The sequence below is a fragment of the Pseudomonas allii genome (assembly GCF_055380095.1).
In genome coordinates, this window is the sequence record NZ_AP039450.1 from 6,511,984 (window position 1) to 6,528,142 (window position 16,159).

Annotated in this window: 19 protein-coding genes; 11 read left to right on the plus strand and 8 right to left on the minus strand. The window is 61.4% G+C overall.

The window, feature by feature from the left end; genetic code table 11:
- Positions 1-173: 173 nt before the first annotated feature.
- Both ACZ445_RS29960 and ACZ445_RS29965 read left to right on the plus strand, forming a co-directional pair.
- Positions 174-1,043 (plus strand): Tim44 domain-containing protein, encoded by an 870-nt coding sequence (locus ACZ445_RS29960; protein WP_058424317.1) that lies wholly within the window; start codon positions 174-176, stop codon positions 1,041-1,043.
- Positions 1,044-1,178: 135 nt separating this feature from the next.
- Positions 1,179-1,586: an SMI1/KNR4 family protein gene (locus tag ACZ445_RS29965; RefSeq protein WP_028618538.1), complete on the plus strand. Its 408-nt coding sequence runs from the start codon at positions 1,179-1,181 to the stop codon at positions 1,584-1,586.
- 105 nt (positions 1,587-1,691) lie between these two features.
- Here ACZ445_RS29965 and ACZ445_RS29970 read toward each other — a convergent pair whose 3' ends face one another.
- On the minus strand, positions 1,692-3,455 hold the full coding sequence (locus ACZ445_RS29970; RefSeq protein WP_058424318.1) for a cation:proton antiporter: 1,764 nt from the start codon (positions 3,453-3,455) through the stop codon (positions 1,692-1,694).
- A 291-nt stretch (positions 3,456-3,746) separates the two neighbouring features.
- Between ACZ445_RS29970 and ACZ445_RS29975 the strand changes: the two genes are divergently transcribed.
- Positions 3,747-4,232, plus strand: coding sequence for an acyl-CoA thioesterase (locus ACZ445_RS29975; protein ID WP_033897247.1), 486 nt, complete (start codon positions 3,747-3,749; stop codon positions 4,230-4,232).
- Between the two features lie 36 nt (positions 4,233-4,268).
- On the opposite strand, the gene ACZ445_RS29980 is transcribed toward ACZ445_RS29975, so the two are convergent.
- On the minus strand, positions 4,269-5,297 hold the full coding sequence (locus ACZ445_RS29980) for a hypothetical protein (RefSeq protein ID WP_058424319.1): 1,029 nt from the start codon (positions 5,295-5,297) through the stop codon (positions 4,269-4,271).
- Between the two features lie 82 nt (positions 5,298-5,379).
- Entirely contained in the window at positions 5,380-6,252 is an 873-nt protein-coding gene (gene pdxY / locus ACZ445_RS29985; protein WP_058424320.1) for a pyridoxal kinase PdxY, read from the minus strand.
- 117 nt (positions 6,253-6,369) lie between these two features.
- Between pdxY and ACZ445_RS29990 the strand changes: the two genes are divergently transcribed.
- Positions 6,370-6,765: a DUF3301 domain-containing protein gene (locus ACZ445_RS29990; RefSeq protein ID WP_058424321.1), complete on the plus strand. Its 396-nt coding sequence runs from the start codon at positions 6,370-6,372 to the stop codon at positions 6,763-6,765.
- On the opposite strand, the gene ACZ445_RS29995 is transcribed toward ACZ445_RS29990, so the two are convergent.
- From ACZ445_RS29995 to dksA, 4 genes are read right to left on the minus strand one after another with little or no spacing between them, the layout of a single operon-like run.
- Positions 6,759-7,721, minus strand: a complete 963-nt coding sequence (locus tag ACZ445_RS29995; protein WP_058424322.1) for a CobW family GTP-binding protein — start codon at positions 7,719-7,721, stop codon at positions 6,759-6,761. The genes ACZ445_RS29990 and ACZ445_RS29995 overlap by 7 nt on opposite strands.
- 44 nt (positions 7,722-7,765) lie before the next feature.
- Positions 7,766-8,410: a DUF1826 domain-containing protein gene (locus ACZ445_RS30000; protein ID WP_058424323.1), complete on the minus strand. Its 645-nt coding sequence runs from the start codon at positions 8,408-8,410 to the stop codon at positions 7,766-7,768.
- Entirely contained in the window at positions 8,410-9,618 is a 1,209-nt protein-coding gene (gene zigA / locus ACZ445_RS30005; RefSeq protein ID WP_058424324.1) for a zinc metallochaperone GTPase ZigA, read from the minus strand. The genes ACZ445_RS30000 and zigA overlap by 1 nt, the downstream gene beginning before the upstream one ends.
- Positions 9,619-9,645: 27 nt before the next feature.
- The gene (gene dksA, locus ACZ445_RS30010) at positions 9,646-10,050 is read right to left on the minus strand and encodes an RNA polymerase-binding protein DksA (RefSeq protein WP_058424325.1); all 405 of its coding nucleotides are present in this window, start codon (positions 10,048-10,050) and stop codon (positions 9,646-9,648) included.
- Positions 10,051-10,177: 127 nt separating this feature from the next.
- Here dksA and ACZ445_RS30015 point away from each other — a divergent pair, with 127 nt between their 5' ends.
- On the plus strand, positions 10,178-10,546 hold the full coding sequence (locus tag ACZ445_RS30015; RefSeq protein WP_058424464.1) for a hypothetical protein: 369 nt from the start codon (positions 10,178-10,180) through the stop codon (positions 10,544-10,546).
- Here the strand turns inward: ACZ445_RS30015 and ACZ445_RS30020 are convergent.
- Complete coding sequence (locus tag ACZ445_RS30020) at positions 10,543-11,745, minus strand: N-acetylmuramoyl-L-alanine amidase (protein ID WP_058424465.1); 1,203 nt, start codon at positions 11,743-11,745, stop codon at positions 10,543-10,545. The genes ACZ445_RS30015 and ACZ445_RS30020 overlap by 4 nt on opposite strands.
- Positions 11,746-11,872: 127 nt before the next feature.
- Between ACZ445_RS30020 and folE2 the strand changes: the two genes are divergently transcribed.
- Genes folE2 through ACZ445_RS30050 form a run of 6 tightly spaced genes read left to right on the plus strand, consistent with a single transcriptional unit; the run spans position 11,873 to position 16,157 of the window.
- Positions 11,873-12,769: a GTP cyclohydrolase FolE2 gene (gene folE2, locus ACZ445_RS30025; protein WP_058424326.1), complete on the plus strand. Its 897-nt coding sequence runs from the start codon at positions 11,873-11,875 to the stop codon at positions 12,767-12,769.
- Positions 12,766-13,434, plus strand: a complete 669-nt coding sequence (locus ACZ445_RS30030; RefSeq protein ID WP_058424327.1) for a metal ABC transporter ATP-binding protein — start codon at positions 12,766-12,768, stop codon at positions 13,432-13,434. Before folE2 ends, ACZ445_RS30030 begins: the two co-directional genes overlap by 4 nt.
- Positions 13,434-14,300, plus strand: coding sequence for a metal ABC transporter permease (locus tag ACZ445_RS30035; RefSeq protein ID WP_058424328.1), 867 nt, complete (start codon positions 13,434-13,436; stop codon positions 14,298-14,300). The genes ACZ445_RS30030 and ACZ445_RS30035 overlap by 1 nt, the downstream gene beginning before the upstream one ends.
- Before the next feature lie 11 nt (positions 14,301-14,311).
- Complete coding sequence (locus ACZ445_RS30040; protein WP_058424329.1) at positions 14,312-15,190, plus strand: metal ABC transporter substrate-binding protein; 879 nt, start codon at positions 14,312-14,314, stop codon at positions 15,188-15,190.
- Positions 15,187-15,600, plus strand: coding sequence for a phosphoribosyl-AMP cyclohydrolase (gene hisI, locus ACZ445_RS30045; RefSeq protein ID WP_058424330.1), 414 nt, complete (start codon positions 15,187-15,189; stop codon positions 15,598-15,600). The genes ACZ445_RS30040 and hisI overlap by 4 nt, the downstream gene beginning before the upstream one ends.
- Positions 15,597-16,157: a gamma carbonic anhydrase family protein gene (locus ACZ445_RS30050; RefSeq protein WP_058424331.1), complete on the plus strand. Its 561-nt coding sequence runs from the start codon at positions 15,597-15,599 to the stop codon at positions 16,155-16,157. Before hisI ends, ACZ445_RS30050 begins: the two co-directional genes overlap by 4 nt.
- Positions 16,158-16,159: the final 2 nt, after the last annotated feature.

The window sequence follows — 16,159 nt, forward strand, 5'->3', positions numbered from 1 at the left end:
AAGGTTTTTGGCCCGCCCTTGTTTTTAACGAGCGCGGGCCAATATCTGTAACAAGTCCTACAGACCATTCTGAATCGGTCCTACGCAAAAGCCCGAAACATTATGCCGCTAGCCACTGTCACCACACCTGTGCAACATGGCGCGCGTGCAATCCACAAATGGGAATTCCCTTTATGAAACGTTTTCTTAGCATCGCCATGGCGTTGTGCATCGGTCTGACGATGAGCCTCGACGCCAACGCCAAACGCTTCGGTGGCGGCAAAAGCTCAGGCGCAGCACCGACTCACCAGACCAGCCAAATGGCTCCATCCGCCGGTGCCGGCGGTGCTGCGGCCACCGCAGGCGCCGCCGGTGCTGCAGGCGCTGCGGCCAAGGCCGGCGGTGCTTCGCGCTGGTTGGGCCCTCTTGCCGGCATCGCCGCCGGTGGCCTGCTCGCCTCCATGTTCATGGGCGGCGGCTTCCAGGGCATGCAGATCTTCGACATCCTGATCATGGCGGTCATCGCCTTCCTGGTCTTCCGCTTTATCGCCGCTCGTCGCCGCAAGCAGCAGGAGCACCTGGCTCCAGCCGGCGCGCCGATGCAACGTGAAGTGTTCGAGCAAAAACCAGCCATGGGTTCGATCTTCGGTGGTTCGGCAGCACCTGCCGCGGCCCGTCCGGTGATCAATGCACCGGCCTGGTTCAACGAAGAACGTTTCGTAGAGGCGGCTCGCAGCCACTTCCAGTCCCTGCAACAGCACTGGGACGCCAACGAAATGGACAAGATCGCCGAATTCGTGACCCCGCAACTGCTGGAGTTCCTCAAGCGCGAACGCGCCGAGATTGGTGATGCATTCCAGTCGACCTACATCGACGACCTGCGCGTGCAGCTGGACGGTGTGGATGATCGCGCCGACAAGACCATCGCCACCCTGACCTTCAGCGGTGTGTCGAAGTCCTCGCGTTTCGACCAGGGCGAAGTGTTCAGCGAAAGCTGGAACATGGAACGTGCACAGGGCGACAACCAGCCATGGCTGGTCGCCGGTATCCGCCAGAACGGCTGATCCCTGCACGCTTGGTAAACAGATACAAAAAACCCCGGACCTGTCCGGGGTTTTCTATTTCACGGTTGCACTTATAGCGAGCTACTGTATAAAACGCCCCTATAAACCGCGCCATCTAGCAAGAGGATCCCGGCCGTGGAAGAAATCATCGAACAATTGCGTGAAGCCAACGAACCGGTCCCGGTTCCCTTGGAGCTGCCTGACGAAGACCAACTGGTGGAGATCGAGGAACAACTGTTCATCGACATCCCGTTTGTCTTCCGTGAATTCCTGCTGACCGTCAGCGACGTGGTGTACGGCAGCCTGGAGCCGGTGACCGTCACCGACCCGCAGTCCCACACCTACCTGCCGGACGTGGCCGCCAACGCCTGGGATGCCGGTGTCGATCGTAGCCTGATCCCGATCTGCCAGGACGGCGACGACTACTACTGCGTCGAAGAAGACGGCACCGTGGTGCTGTGGTCCGGCGAAGAAGAAATCGTCACCGAAGAAACCTGGGAATCGGTGTGGCATTGGGCGCGGGACGTCTGGCTGGAAAGCTGACAGCGTTGCTAGGCTGCCATGCTTCCTATGGTGAGCCGGCTTGCTGTGGCGAGCGGGCTTGCCCCGCGTCGGGCTGCGAAGCAGCCCCCTCCCCCGTAACCCTACTCAATGCTCCGGCGTATCCTTATGGTTATCCAGCGTCTCCAACAAGGCGACCTGCATCCGCGTATGCACGCGGATGAACCACCGCCAGAGCACCGCCGCCACCGCCGCCGTGACCACGGCAATCAGGACCAGTAACTTGTTGGTCGGCAAAATACTGGCCGACAAGGCTGCCAACAGCAGGAAGATCACCAGCAGCGAGAGGATCGGGATCAGTTCCGCGATCACCCTTCGTACGCGCTGGGTATGCCGCCCGGCCATTTCCGGCTTCACGCTCATCTCCGCCAGCAGCATCGACAGCGCCTTGAGCTTGCGATACGCGGCAATCAAGAACGGCAGTGACAACAGCAACGCCCCGCCCCAGATCAACGCCTTCTGCCAGCTCGGATCGCTGATCCAGCCTTCCAGATACCCACCGATGCGCGCCGCGAAAAAGCCGCCGGCAAAGAAGATCGCAATCACCAGCGCCAGGTTAACGCCCACTTGCAGGATGATCTTGCGGATCATCGACGCCAGCATCGCGCCCTCGCCTTGTGGCTGAATACTGCGCAGCCATTCGCCATACATGCCGAATACTCGGCTCATACGCTGGGGCATGACCGACGCGATCTTCAACGACAGCGGGTCGGCACCGCGAATCAGGTACGGCGTGAGCAGTGTGGTGATGGCCGAAACCGCTACCGCCACCGGGTAGAGGAAATCACTGGTCACCTGCAACGTCATCCCCAGCGCCGCGATGATGAAGGAAAACTCGCCAATCTGTGACAGCCCCATGCCCACGCGCAGTGAGGTGCGGCCGTCATTGCCGGCGATAAACGCCCCTAGGCCGCAGGACAGCATCTTGCCCAGCACCACGGCCACGGTGATGACCGCAATCGGCCAGGCGTATTGCAGCAGGATCTGCGGGTCGATCATCAAGCCAATGGCAACAAAGAAGATGGCGCTGAACATGTCGCGAACCGGCTCGATCAGGCGCTCGATCTTAATCAACTGCCGGGATTCGGCCATGATCGCGCCGATCAGGAACGCGCCCAGCACCATGCTGTATTCCAGCTTGACCACCAGCAGGCAGAAACCGAAACACAACCCAAGTACGGTGATCAGCAACATCTCGTTGCTTTCGAATTTGGCCACGTACGCCAGCAAACGCGGCACCAGCAAAATGCCGATGACCAGCGCGACAATCATGAACAGCGAGAGCTTGCCGACGGTGGAGAACACTTCGCCGGAGCTGACCGTGCCGCTGACGGCGATGCTCGACAGCAAGGCGATGATGCCAATGCCGAGGATGTCCTCGACGATCAGCACGCCAAAAATCAGTTGGGCGAAACGCTGGTTCTTCATCTTCAGGTCGTTGAGCGCCTTGACGATGATGGTGGTCGAGGAAATCGCCAGGATCGCGCCGAGGAACAGTGAGTCCATGGTGTTCCAGTCGAACCAGCGACCGATTTCGTAGCCGATCCAGATCATCAGGATGATTTCCAGGAAGGCCGCGATGAACGCGGTGGCGCCGACCTTGAACAGCTTGCGCAGGCTGAACTCCAGGCCCAGGCAGAACATCAGGAAGATCACCCCCAGCTCGGCGAGGGTCTTGATGGTGTCTTCGTCGTGGATCAGGCCGAACGGCGGGGTGTGCGGGCCGATAATGAACCCAGCGACGATGTAGCCCAGCACCACCGGCTGCTTGAGGCGGTGAAACAGGATGGTGACAACCCCTGCCACCAGCATGATCACGGCCAAGTCCTGGATAAAGCTGATGGCGTGCATGGCGAGGGGCTCCTTGAGGGTACTGGCGCTTTTCCCACTTCCGCGCGCGCCTTTGAAATGTCGCAAAGTGCGGAAGGAAAAGTCTGCCTTGATCGTAAGAAATACCCTGAGACGGGCTTTTGAAGGTTAACACCGCGACTTCCGCCGGAAAGCCGGTGCAATATATGGAAACAGATCGGTACAAGCGTGACGGCAAGCCGCCTACCGGCGTCCCGTTAAGGATGGCGCTGCAAAGATTCCAGCACCCGCAGAGGTGCCCCCCAACCAATGCCTACAACCCGTGAGTGTGCTATGGAACCCGGAAACGCCCAGCTGTCGATGACGGTATTGATGACCCCTGACATGGCCAACTTCTCAGGCAATGTCCACGGCGGCACCCTGCTCAAGTACCTCGACGAAGTGGCCTACGCCTGCGCGAGCCGTTATGCCGGCCGCTATGTGGTCACGCTGTCGGTGGACCAGGTGATCTTCCGCGAGCCGATCCATGTCGGCGAGCTGGTGACCTTCCTCGCGTCCGTCAACTACACCGGCAACACCTCAATGGAGGTGGGCATCAAGGTGGTGACCGAGAACATCCGCGAACGCTCGGTGCGCCATACCAACAGCTGCTTCTTCACCATGGTGGCCGTGGACGACCAGCGCAAACCGGCCGCCGTGCCCCCGCTGCAACCACAGAACAGCGAAGACAAGCGCCGGTTCGTGCAGGCCCAGCAGCGCCGGCAGATCCGTCAGGAACTGGAGAAGCGCTACCAGGAAATCAAGGCAGACGCGCTGTAGGCCCTTTCCCTGTTGTAGGAGCGAACAACCGCGCTCCTACAGCCGCCAGCACTGATCATCGTGGGCACAGACATCAAAGCGCTGGTCCAACTGGCTCATGCGCTCCATATGATGGTTCACGATGTCCACCATCACCGCTTTGCTGGTGTTCTGGTAGTACTGCGCCATCAACTTGTCGTTCGCCTTGACGCGCTCGACCACGCCGGCGTCCGTCGGGTTCTGCCATTGCTCCAGGATGGCATCTTCGGTGCCGCTCAGGCGCATGCGGTAAACCCGCTCATACAGCGCGAGGGTACGCGCCTTGCGGCCAGCCATTTCCTGATTTACCAGTGCATAGTTCTGACGGTATTGAGTCCAATAGGCCTCAGGCGGAGTGAACTGGCCGAATCGCGCCTTGCGCTCGGCGATTTCCTCCTCGACGGCTTGCGGGCGCTGCGCCGTGTCAGGCTCCATCAACGTGATGAGTTGCATATGGGTTTCAACGATTGCGTTGATCAACGCGGTTCGGTGGGGCGTATCCGGGATCACCTTGCCGAATATCGGGCTTTTGCCCGCGCACGATGGCATGCCGTTCTCGAATATCGGCTGTGGAATGCGCACATCCTTGCCCCCCGAGCGCGTCAGGCGCTGCAACGAGGTCGTGCAGATGCCCCGCGCCATATCGAAGGTCACTTCGTACTCTTCCCCGGCCTTTGGCGTGAGGCTCATTGACTTGCCGCAGACATAGCTGCCGCCATTGGTGTTGATCATCAGCATGGTTTCTTTGCCGGGTGCCAGCTTGAACTCCAGCAAGCCCCTGGCCTTGGCCGGAGGGGGCACCGACATGCCGACACGCCGCCGGGTATCGACCAGGAAAATATTATTGAGCATGCCGGTGGTCTGGCCCATGCAATGCTGCGCATCGTAGACGTCGATGGTGGTGTTGGACGTATTGGAGATGAAGCGCAGTTTCGCAGCGTCCGGCTCGGTAGCGTCAGGGTAAGTCCCGTTCACACTGCAACCGGCCAGCAACGATGTCAGCACCAGGGCGGTCAGCGCCCGTGGCGAAGGAAATACAGGGGACATGGTTCTTCCTTGAAAAACACAGGGGACTAAAAGGCGCCCGATAGTACCGGACGCCCTTTGCCTGGCTCAATCAGGAATATTCCTACAACCCGATAGGCGTGGCTTCGAAACGTACGCGAGGATGGGCAATGCGATCCTGGGCGCGCACCAGCTCCAGTTCGTAACTGGCGCAGGCCTGGGTTTCCAACAACACTTCATGCACCGCTGCGGCGGTGAATTCGAAGGCGGCGAGCAGGCTGTCGCCCAACAGAACACGCGCCAGAAACAGCCCCGAGGTCAAATCGCCGACGCCCACCGGCTGACGGGGGAACGCCAGCAGCGGCCGCCGCAGGTGCCAACTGCCTTCGGTGGTCACCAGTAGCATCTCGAAACCGTCCGGCAGCTTACCTGGATAATCCAGGTGTTTGACCAATACGGCCTTCGGCCCACGCGCCAGCAATGCCTTGGCCATGGCCAGGCAATCGAACAGAGATTGCGGCTTGCGCCCGGCAAAGCTGTCCAGCTCCAGCTGGTTGGGGCACAGGAAGTCGGCCATGGCCGCAGCTTCGTCCAGCAGAAAATCGCTGACTTCCTGGGGCACGATGCAGCCCTTTTCCGGATGCCCCATCACCGGGTCGCACAAGTACAAGGCCTTTGGGTTGATGGCCTTGATGCGCGCCACACCGGTCAGGATCGCCCGGCCCTGATCCGCACTGCCCAGATAGCCGGACAGAATCGCATCGCAATTGCCCAGCTCGCCGATGGCGGCAATGCCTTCCACCAACGCGGGAATCTGCTGTGGCGCCAACACTTCTCCCGCCCATTGACCATACTGGGTGTGGTTGGAGAACTGCACCGTGTTCAGCGGCCAGACGTTCACCCCGACGCGCTGCATGGGGAACACGGCGGCGCTGTTTCCGGCGTGGCCGAAGACCACATGAGACTGGATCGCAAGCAGATGAGGTGTGCGTTTCATGCGGGAGATTTCCGTAAAACCAATTAAATTCTGGCCGCGCAGTATGCGACTAAACGCAGCCTGTACGACAGACCGGCGACACAGTTAAGCTGCTCTCACTTTGTTGGAGTTTTTCGCATGCTGACCCTGGGAAACATGTTCGTGTTGATGCTGCTGGCGACCGGTGCTGCCTGGGTGTGGCACAACCACGGCCTGCGCGAGCGGGCGCTGGAGCGGGTCAAGCAGCATTGCGCCAAGCTCGACATCGAACTGCTGGACGGTGCGGTGGCGCTCAAGCGCATTGGCTTTGTAAAGGACGCCAACGGTCGGCGGCGCCTGGCGCGCATCTACAACTTCGAGTTCACCGTGACCGGTGAAACCCGCCATCCGGGGACTATCACCCAGTTCGGTGCGCACAGCGCGCAGATCGAACTGGCGCCCTACCCGTTCGAGATCAAGACGCCGCTGCCCAGCGCCGAAGTGATTGAGCTGAGCCAGTGGCGCCAGGACCACGCGTCCAAGAACCGTCACTGACGGCTGGCGGCCAGCGCACGCTGAAGTGCATTCACATCCTGTGGCTCACTGAAGATCAATTCGATACGCGAATCGCGGCGCCATTCGCTGGGTTGCCAGGCGAGCGGGCCGTTATCCACCGCGTTGGCGGACACCCAGCCTTCGACACTGTGGATAACCAGCTTGGCGCGGCGCCAATCAAGGCTTGTAAGCCAGTTGTGCAACTGCCGGGTGTCGAACTGCTGGCTGGGGTGCCAGCGCCAACCAATGCTCCAACCGCCCTCTTGAGCCTGACTCAGGCAAATGGGTTGGTCAGGATCGTTCCAGATAGCCGGCATTTGCCCCAGGCCTGTGGGCACGGCGAAGTTATCCACAGCCGCAACAGCCCGTGCGTCAAGGCCAGGTAAATGCGCTAGCGGTAGATGCGCCTGGCGAGTCCAGTAAAGCGGGCATTCGGGTAACTGCCGCTCGATCACCTCGCGCTGCGTCGCATCCAGTGCTTCGTCCTTGTTCAATACCAGCAACCCGGCACTCACCAACGCCTCCTGCTGTGCTTGGGGCAAGGGCTTGCCCGCCGCCAGCGCTTGCGCATCCAACACCAGCACGCACGGCTGGACGGCCAGCACGCTCTGCCACGGCGCTTCGCGCAACTGCTTGAGCAACTGCGCCGGATGACCCAGGCCCGAGGGTTCGATAAACAACCGATCGGGCTTAGCCTTACGCAGCAAACGGCCCAGACCTACCTGAAACGGAGCGCCATTCACACAACACAGGCAACCTCCCGCAACTTCGCCCAAGGCAATGCCGTCGTCATCTTGCGTGAGCAAGGCAGCGTCCAGACCGATCTGCCCGAACTCGTTGATCAGCACAGCCCAGCGCTCGTTGGCCGGGCGCTGGGCAAGCAGGTGCTGGATGAGGCTGGTCTTGCCGGCGCCCAAGGGCCCGGCAATCACATGGGTGGGAATGTTCTGCAGCATGAGAGGCATCGTTCGGACCGTGTAGAGCGTTTGATCCTACGCGGTTATGCGAGCCAATCCAGTGTCAGGATCAAGCGGCGCTCGTCGGCCCTCAGTGCGGGAGAACGGTGAATCAGGCCATGGCCTTCATTGCCATGCCATTTGGTGCCCTTGAGCAAGGCCACTTCGCCGCAGTGGATCTGCTCGATACGCTCGGTGGGTTCGGCATCCGGCTGGCTGAGTTTGCGACGGTCCATCACGCCTTCACGCAACCACTGGCTGCCGATCCCGGCATAGGTGGTGATCAGACGCACCGGCACGTGGTCGACGTGAAAACGCGGGCACATGGCTTTATCCAACAAACGCAAGCGCACGCCGATACGCTTGGCGCCGAGCAGGCAGGCGAACGCACTGACCAGCCACGACACATCGGCGATAAAGCCTTCGTAGCCCTCTAGATCACGACAACTCGACGCCAAGTCCTGCAAGTTTGGCTCGGCGTCTTCGTTGTTAAGTTCAATGACCATGGAATCGGCCAACGGCTCGTTGAGCGACACCAACAAGGCGCCGAACTCGGCGATGTGCAGCGGCAGCTGGCGCTGCCACAGCGCCAGGTTGACGCCGTCTTCGAGGATGTCGGACAGCGCCAGCGGGGTGTCACCACGGGTCTGGCGAATCACGTGACGCAGGGGGATAACCGGGGCCAGCATCAGGCGGCTGCCTCCTCATACCAGGGGCCAAAAGGATCGGCCAGCAGGCGCCAGCCTTCGACGCCCAGGGCCATTTCTTCATCGTTGAGCAAGCACGCATCCAACTCGGCGCGCATGCGGGTGAAGTCGATGTTCTGGCCGATAAACACCAGTTCCTGGCGGCAGTCGCCGGTGCTCAGTTGCCAGTTGCCCATGATCGCCGCGACGTTTTCTTCGTCCTGAGGCCACTGGCTTTTTGGCACGAAGCGCCACCAGCGGCCGGCAAAACCATGACGCATCAGGCCACCGGCCTGGGACCAACTGCCCGCATCCTGGTGTTTGCTGGCCAGCCAGAAAAACCCCTTGGAACGCAGCAGTTTGCCGTTGACCCAGGGGCGGTCGATAAAGTCGAAAAAGCGCTGTGGATGAAACGGGCGGCGCGCGCGGTAAGCGGTGGAGGCTATGCCGTACTCTTCGGTTTCGGGCACATGTTCACCGCGCAACTCCTGCAACCAGCCCGGCGCCTGGGCGGCGCGCTCGAAATCGAATCGACCGGTGTTGAGGATCTTGTTCAGCGGCACCTCACCCATGACCATCGGGATGATTTCCGCCTGGGCGTTGAGGCGCTCAAGGATTGCCATCAACTCTTCACGTTCGCGGCTGCTGATCAGGTCGATCTTGCTGATGAGGATCACGTCGGCGAATTCGATCTGCTCGATCAGCAGGTCGGTGATCGAGCGCTCGTCTTCTTCACCCAGGGTTTCACCGCGCGAGGCCAGGCTTTCGGCGGCCTGGTAGTCGAGCAGGAAGTTCATGCCGTCGACCACGGTGACCATGGTGTCCAGGCGGGCGATATCGGCCAGGCTTTGCTCGTTCTCGTCACGAAAGGTGAAGGTCTCGGCCACCGGCAAGGGCTCGGAGATGCCGGTGGATTCGATCAGCAGGTAATCGAAGCGACCTTCCTTGGCGAGTTTTCCGACCTCTTCCAACAAGTCTTCACGCAAGGTGCAGCAGATGCAGCCGTTGCTCATCTCCACCAGTTTTTCTTCGGCACGGTTGAGGGTGACATCGCGCTGGACTTCGCTGCCATCAATGTTGATTTCGCTCATATCGTTGACGATCACCGCCACCCGCAGATTTTCGCGGTTGCGCAGGACGTAGTTGAGCAGCGTGCTTTTACCGGCGCCGAGAAAGCCGGACAACACAGTAACGGGGAGGCGATCGGGCATCAGGTATTCCTCATCAGGGTTGGCCGGTCAAATCGCCCGTTTATGGCGTTCGCGCAGCTCTTCACGTTCTTTGGCTTCGATACACAGGGTGGCGGTAGGACGCAGCAACAAGCGCTGCAGGCCGATGGGCTCGCCGGTTTCGCGGCACCAGCCGTACTCGCCGCGCGCCAGCAATTCGAGGGCGTCGTCGATCTTGTCCAGCAGCTTCTTTTCCCGCTCCAGCAGGCGCAGTTGCCATTGGCGCTGTTCTTCGGCGCTACCCACATCGGCAGGGTCGCTGTTGGTTTCCTGCTCGCGCAGCAGCAGGAATTCGGCGTCGATACGCGCTTGCAGCTCATTGCGTTGCGCCAGCAGCAACTCACGGAAGAAGCCCTGCTGGGCTTCATTCATATAGTCGGCGGGCGGTTGGGCCAGCAGGTCTTGTTCGGTCATGGAGAGCGGTTCACGGGTCAGGCTGTGTTTTAATGTTATAGTATAACAATACAAATAAGCCAATCCCCTCTTGCTCACCACGATGAAGGGCGCAATGCTTGAACACTTCCCTGCCGCGAGAAACCTGATGAAATACCTGGTGTGCGCCCTGTTGTTGGCTGCGGCGGGACCTGCCTGCGCCCAGGCCCCCAACCTGTTGGCCCACTGCACGCGCAGCGCCAACCTGCTGGCTTGTGTTGACCCGTTGGGCAATGCCTACAGCGTGGCGACGGTCGGCAGTACGACGTATCTGCGCGGGTATGAGGTGATCGGCAAGCGCTACTGGGCGCAGACAAACAGCCGCTACGGGCAGCTGACGTTCTTTACCGGGTTGGCGTCGGACGGTGAGGCGTGGGTCGGCTACACGCGGCGCGTGGGCTGGACCACCCTCAACCGGTTCTCCAGTTCAGGTGGCGCCAGCGCCAAATTCACCTGCAGCCGCATTACTGGCTGTTAGACCTGGGCGTTCTTCTGTTCCTGCACCCACGCCATGTAGCTGTTCATCGGTGGGTTCTTCTGGAAATACTTTTTCAAACCTTCGAATAACCCATCGGCAACCGCCTGTTGATGCCGCGCGGTGACCAGCCGCGCGCTGTCCCGCGCATTGGAGATAAACCCGGTTTCCACCAGGATCGACGGCACGTCGGGTGACTTGAGTACCGCGAATCCCGCCTGTTCCACGCGTTTCTGATGCAGGCTGGTGATACCTTCCAGGCTGCCCAGGATCGAGTTGCCCAGTTGCAGGCTGGAGGCGATGGTGGCGTTCATCGACATGTCCAGGATTACCCCGGCGAGCATCGGGTCCTTGTCCTTCAGATTCAGCAGGCTGGTGGCGCCGAGCAAGTCGGCGCCGTTTTCCCGTTGCGCCATGAACCGCGCCGTGGCTGAAGTCGCGCCGCCTTCGGACAAGGCATACACCGAGGCGCCCGAGGCAGTGATGCGCGGCGCCGCGTCCGCATGCACCGAGATGAACATGTCGGCATTGTGCTTGTGAGCGATCTCCACCCGTTTGCGCAGCGGTACGAAGAAGTCATCGTTGCGCACCAACTTCACATCAAAGCCCTTCTCGCGCTTCAAGCGTTTGGCCAACAGCTGCGCGATGGACAGCACCACGTCTTTTTCGCGCTGGCCCTTGGAGCCGACCGCGCCCGGGTCCTTGCCGCCGTGGCCGGGGTCGACCACCACAATGATGTCGCGCTTGGGGTGGGCCTTATCCACGCGCGGCGCAGGTTCGGCGGCAATCTGGCGAGGCGCCTGGGTGGCGCTGGTCAGGTCCAGCACCAGGCGATGACCCTGGCCGTCCTGGGGTGGCAATAGAAAGCTGTTGAGCTGCATCGGTGCGACCAGGTCCAGCACGATGCGCGTATCGCCTTTACCAAAATGCCCCGAGCGAATCGAGGTGATGCCGCTGTTCTTCAACGCCAATTGAGAGAAATCACCGCTGAGGCCGGCGCCGCTCAGGTCGATGATCAGGCGTTCCGGCGCGCTCAGTGTGAAGGTCTTGTATTGCACCGGGCCGCTGAGATCGAACACCAACCGCAGCTTGTCGTCCGAGCGCCACAGGCGGGCGTTGCTGATCTGCGTGGCGTGGGCGGCGAATGGCAAGGTGAAAAGAGGGCTGGCCAGAAGCAGGTTAAGAAGCTGACGTCTGTGCATGAAAAGTACCGCAAAAAAGGAGCGTCCCTGCTCGACATGACTGAAAAAAGGCTGGCGCAGAAAAACCATCGTCGACACAATAGTTATACTATAACATGTCTTTTTATTTCCAATGATGGACCTGCTCATGAATGCGCTGACTCTGCCGGATATCGCCGCGCAGGCTTCACGCCAAGCCTTGCCACTCGACTGGGTAGGCATGTGCGGCATCGCCCTGCCAATCCTCATCGACGACCAGCGCCTCACCGCCACCGCCGATGCGGGCGTGAGCCTGCACGATGGCACCGCCCGTGGCATTCATATGTCACGCCTGTATCTGGCGCTGGAGATGCTCGACCAGCAGCCGCTTACGCCTGCACTTCTGCGTAATGTACTGCAGCGTTTTCTCGACAGTCATGAAGGTTTATCTAATAACGCCTACCTGCGCATCCACACTGATCTGCTGCTCAAGCGCTCGGCGCTGGTCAGCCCGTTGGCCGGCTGGAAAGGCTACCCGGTGAGCATCCAGGCACGCCTGGAAAACCAGATGTTCCACGTGGAACTAAAAATTGACGTTACCTATTCCTCAACCTGCCCGTGCTCGGCTGCCCTCGCCAGGCAGTTGATTCAGCAGCAATTTCTTGAAGACTTCGGCAATACGCCGCTGCAGCATGAGGATGTGTTGACCTGGCTCGGCAGCGCCAATGGCATCGTCGCCACGCCTCACAGCCAGCGCAGCAGCGCGCAACTGCTGATCGAGTTGGACGGCAACCAACCCAGCCTGCCAATAACTGAACTGATTGATAACGTAGAAGCCGCCCTCGGCACCGCCGTACAAACCGCTGTAAAACGCGCGGACGAACAAGCCTTCGCCCTGGCCAACGGGCAGAACCTGATGTTCTGCGAAGACGCCGCCCGCCGCCTGAACCTCGCCTTGAAACGCTCGGATGCCGTCAAAGCCTTCCACCTGAAAGTGATCCACGCCGAAAGCCTGCACGCGCACGATGCCGTCGCTGAGAGCCGCTGGACGAGAAACCCTGCATGATCACCTGCACCGCCTTACGCTGGGGCGCACCCGGCCAACCACTGACGCCCGCCCTCGACCTCACCCTGGAAAAAGGCAGCCTCACTGGCATCATCGGCGCCAACGGCACCGGCAAAAGCAGCCTGCTCAAAGTCATCGCCGGCCTGCAAAAACCCTTGGCGGGTAAGGTCACGGTGGCGGTTCCACGCCGTGGCGGCCTATCGTTCCTGCCGCAGCAACAGCACCTGGACCGCCAGTTCCCTATCAGCCTGCAGGAGCTGGTCGCCGCCGGATTCTGGGGCACCCAGCTCTCCCCGCAACAACGCAGCCAGCGCCTTGGCGCGGTACTGGAAGACTGGTGCCTCAGCGGCCTGGAACACCGCCCGCTGATGGCTCTCTCCGGCGGCGAGCTGCAACGCGCCCTGCTCGCCCGCATGAGCCTGGCCGAAGCGCCGGTGCTGCTGCTCGATGAACCCCACGCCGCCCTCGATGAAGAAGGCCAGGCGCTGTGCTGGAAACACATCCACGCCTGGCACGACGCAGGCCGTACGCTGATCGTGGTCTGCCATGACCTTGCTTCCGTGCGCCACCACACCCAGCAGGTGGTGCAGATCAAAAACACCGGCTGCGTGTTCGGCCCCAGCAAAGAGCTGATCCGCCCGCAGCCCCAAATGCAGGTGGCTTGATGCACCTCACCGCCCACCTGTGGATGCCCTTTCTCGACTTCGTGTTCATGCGCCGCGCGCTGATCGGCGGACTGGTACTCGCCTGCAGCACCGCACCGCTCGGGGTGTTCCTGATCCTGCGACGCATGAGCCTGATCGGTGACGCCGTGGCCCACGGCATCCTGCCCGGCGCCGCCCTCGGTTTCTGGTTTGCGGGCCTCAGCCTGCCGGCCCTGACCATCGGCGGCCTGGGCGCTGGCCTGAGCATGGCCGGCCTGTCCGCATGGATCACCCGCCGCACCGGCCTGCGCGAAGACGCCAGCCTCGCCGCCATCTACCCCATCTCCCTCGCCGCCGGCGTGTTGATCCTCGGCATCGCCGGCAAGCGCCTGGACTTGCTGCACCTGCTGTTCGGCTCCGCCCTGGCGGTGGATGAAACCACCCTCACCGGCATGCTCTGGGTCTCGGGGTTCAGCCTGATCGCCATGGCGGTGATCTACAGACCATTGCTGCTGGACACCCTCGACCCGCTGTTCCTGCAAACCGTCAGCCGCCTCGGCCCACTGGCCCACGGGTTGTTCCTGACCCTGGTGGTGCTGAACCTGGTGATCGGTTTCCAGGCCATCGGCGCCTTGATGGTGGTGGGTTTGATGATGTTGCCGGCCATCGCTTCACGTTTCTGGAGCCGACGCCTGCCGGTGTTGATTGCGGTATCGGCAGTGCTGGGATGCCTGTCGGTATGGCTGGGTTTGTTGTTGTCGTTCTACTACTCGTTGCCCAGCGGCCCGGCCATCGTGCTGGTGGCTGGCGCCGGGTATCTGCTGTCCGTGGTCTTCGGTCCGGTGCACGGCTTGCTGCGCCGCCCGCCCTCTCTTACATCCCAATGAGGTGTTTCCCGATGCGCGCTTTACTCGTGCTGTTCAGTCTGCTGCTGCCGCTGTCGATGGCCCAGGCCGCCGACAAACTCCAGGTGGTGACCAGCTTCAGTATTCTCGATGACATCACCCACCAGATTGGTGGCGATCACATCCAGATCAGCAACATGGTCGGCCCCGACGCCGACGCCCATACCTACGAGCCAACACCGGACGACGCCAAGGCGCTGCTCAAGGCCAAGCTGATCATCAAGAACGGCCTGGGCTTCGAGCCGTGGCTGGACCGCCTGGTGGCCAGCACCGAAACCAAGGCCACCGTGGTCACCGCCAGCAAAGGCGTGATCTCCCACACCATGGAAGAAGACGGCGAAACCATCCCCGACCCACACGCCTGGCATAACCTGGCCAACGCCGAAATCTACGTGAATAACATCACCAAGGCGCTGGTCGCCGCCGACCCGGCGAACAAGGCTGACTACCTGCGCAACAGCCAGGCCTACCTGAAAGAAATCTACCGCTTGCTGGCCGAAGCCAAGGCCAAGTTCGGTGCGCTGCCAGCAGGCAACCGCCGCATCGTCACCTCCCATGACGCCTTCGGCTACCTGGGCCAGGCCTACGGCATTGAGTTCCTTGCGCCTCAGGGCCTGTCCACCGAACGTGAACCTTCTGCCGCCGAAGTCGCCGCTCTGATCACCCAGATCCGCAAAGACAAGGTCAAGGCCGTGTTCATGGAAAACATCAAGGACTCGCGCCTGCTCAAGCAGATCGCAGACGAAAGCGGCGCGCAGATCGGCGGCACGCTGTACTCCGACGCCCTCGCCGCGCAAGGCCCGGCCAGCACCTTCACCGGGTTGTTCGAGTACAACCTCAACACCCTGTGTGCGGCCCTGAGCAAGCCATGACCCTGAGCATGCTCGACCTGGAAGGGGCTGCCGTGGGCAGCCGCTTTCCACTCGAACCTGTACTTGATGCGCTGCCGTGGAACAGCGACGGCCTGATCGCCGCCATTGCCCAGCAACACGGCAGCGGCGCGGTGTTGATGCTGGCCTGGATGAACCGCCCGGCCCTCAAGGAAACCCTGGCCACCGGGCAAGTCTGCTACTGGTCGCGCTCGCGCCAACAGCTATGGCGCAAGGGCGAAAGCTCCGGCCATTGGCAACAACTGGTCGAAGCGCGCCTGGATTGCGACGGCGACGCCGTGTTGCTGATCGTCGACCAGCAAGGCCCTGCCTGTCATACCCGCCGCCCTACCTGCTTCTACAACGCTATCGATGGCGACCACGTTCACATCATCACGGAGCCCTCAGCATGATCCGCAAAAACCCGTCCGGCGATCTTCCCGTCATTGCCGAATCGGCCTACGTCGACAAGACCGCAATCATCTGCGGCAAGGTCATCATCGGCGAGAACGTCTTCGTCGGCCCCTACGCGGTGATCCGCGCCGATGAAGTCGACGCCAGCGGGGACATGGACCCGATCACCATCGGCGCCAACTCCAACATCCAGGACGGCGTGGTCATCCACTCCAAGTCCGGCGCAGCAGTGACCATCGGCGAGTTCACCTCCATTGCGCACCGCTCCATCGTCCACGGCCCCTGCAGCGTAGGCGACCGCGTGTTCATCGGTTTCAACAGCGTGCTGTTCAACTGTGCCGTGGGCGATGGCTGCGTGGTGCGCCACAACTCGGTGGTCGACGGCCGCGATTTGCCCGCCGCCTTCTACGTGCCCTCCACCACCCGCATCGGTCCCAACACCGACCTGTCGCAATTCCCGCCAGTGAGCGTGAGCGCCTCGGAGTTTTCCGAAGACGTGGCGCGTACCAACGTCGATCTGGTGCGCGGCTACAAAGCCCTGCAAAACGAGTTCTGAGC

Coding starts and splice junctions, on each gene's coding strand:
- ACZ445_RS29960 (WP_058424317.1), top strand. CDS start 174: ATGAAACGTTTTCTTAGCATCGCCATGGCGTTGTGCATCGGTCTGACG.
- ACZ445_RS29970 (WP_058424318.1), bottom strand. CDS start 3,455: ATGCACGCCATCAGCTTTATCCAGGACTTGGCCGTGATCATGCTGGTG.
- ACZ445_RS29975 (WP_033897247.1), top strand. CDS start 3,747: ATGGAACCCGGAAACGCCCAGCTGTCGATGACGGTATTGATGACCCCT.
- ACZ445_RS29980 (WP_058424319.1), bottom strand. CDS start 5,297: ATGTCCCCTGTATTTCCTTCGCCACGGGCGCTGACCGCCCTGGTGCTG.
- pdxY (WP_058424320.1), bottom strand. CDS start 6,252: ATGAAACGCACACCTCATCTGCTTGCGATCCAGTCTCATGTGGTCTTC.
- ACZ445_RS29990 (WP_058424321.1), top strand. CDS start 6,370: ATGCTGACCCTGGGAAACATGTTCGTGTTGATGCTGCTGGCGACCGGT.
- ACZ445_RS29995 (WP_058424322.1), bottom strand. CDS start 7,721: ATGCTGCAGAACATTCCCACCCATGTGATTGCCGGGCCCTTGGGCGCC.
- ACZ445_RS30000 (WP_058424323.1), bottom strand. CDS start 8,410: ATGCTGGCCCCGGTTATCCCCCTGCGTCACGTGATTCGCCAGACCCGT.
- zigA (WP_058424324.1), bottom strand. CDS start 9,618: ATGCCCGATCGCCTCCCCGTTACTGTGTTGTCCGGCTTTCTCGGCGCC.
- dksA (WP_058424325.1), bottom strand. CDS start 10,050: ATGACCGAACAAGACCTGCTGGCCCAACCGCCCGCCGACTATATGAAT.
- ACZ445_RS30015 (WP_058424464.1), top strand. CDS start 10,178: ATGAAATACCTGGTGTGCGCCCTGTTGTTGGCTGCGGCGGGACCTGCC.
- ACZ445_RS30020 (WP_058424465.1), bottom strand. CDS start 11,745: ATGCACAGACGTCAGCTTCTTAACCTGCTTCTGGCCAGCCCTCTTTTC.
- folE2 (WP_058424326.1), top strand. CDS start 11,873: ATGAATGCGCTGACTCTGCCGGATATCGCCGCGCAGGCTTCACGCCAA.
- ACZ445_RS30030 (WP_058424327.1), top strand. CDS start 12,766: ATGATCACCTGCACCGCCTTACGCTGGGGCGCACCCGGCCAACCACTG.
- ACZ445_RS30035 (WP_058424328.1), top strand. CDS start 13,434: ATGCACCTCACCGCCCACCTGTGGATGCCCTTTCTCGACTTCGTGTTC.
- ACZ445_RS30040 (WP_058424329.1), top strand. CDS start 14,312: ATGCGCGCTTTACTCGTGCTGTTCAGTCTGCTGCTGCCGCTGTCGATG.
- hisI (WP_058424330.1), top strand. CDS start 15,187: ATGACCCTGAGCATGCTCGACCTGGAAGGGGCTGCCGTGGGCAGCCGC.
- ACZ445_RS30050 (WP_058424331.1), top strand. CDS start 15,597: ATGATCCGCAAAAACCCGTCCGGCGATCTTCCCGTCATTGCCGAATCG.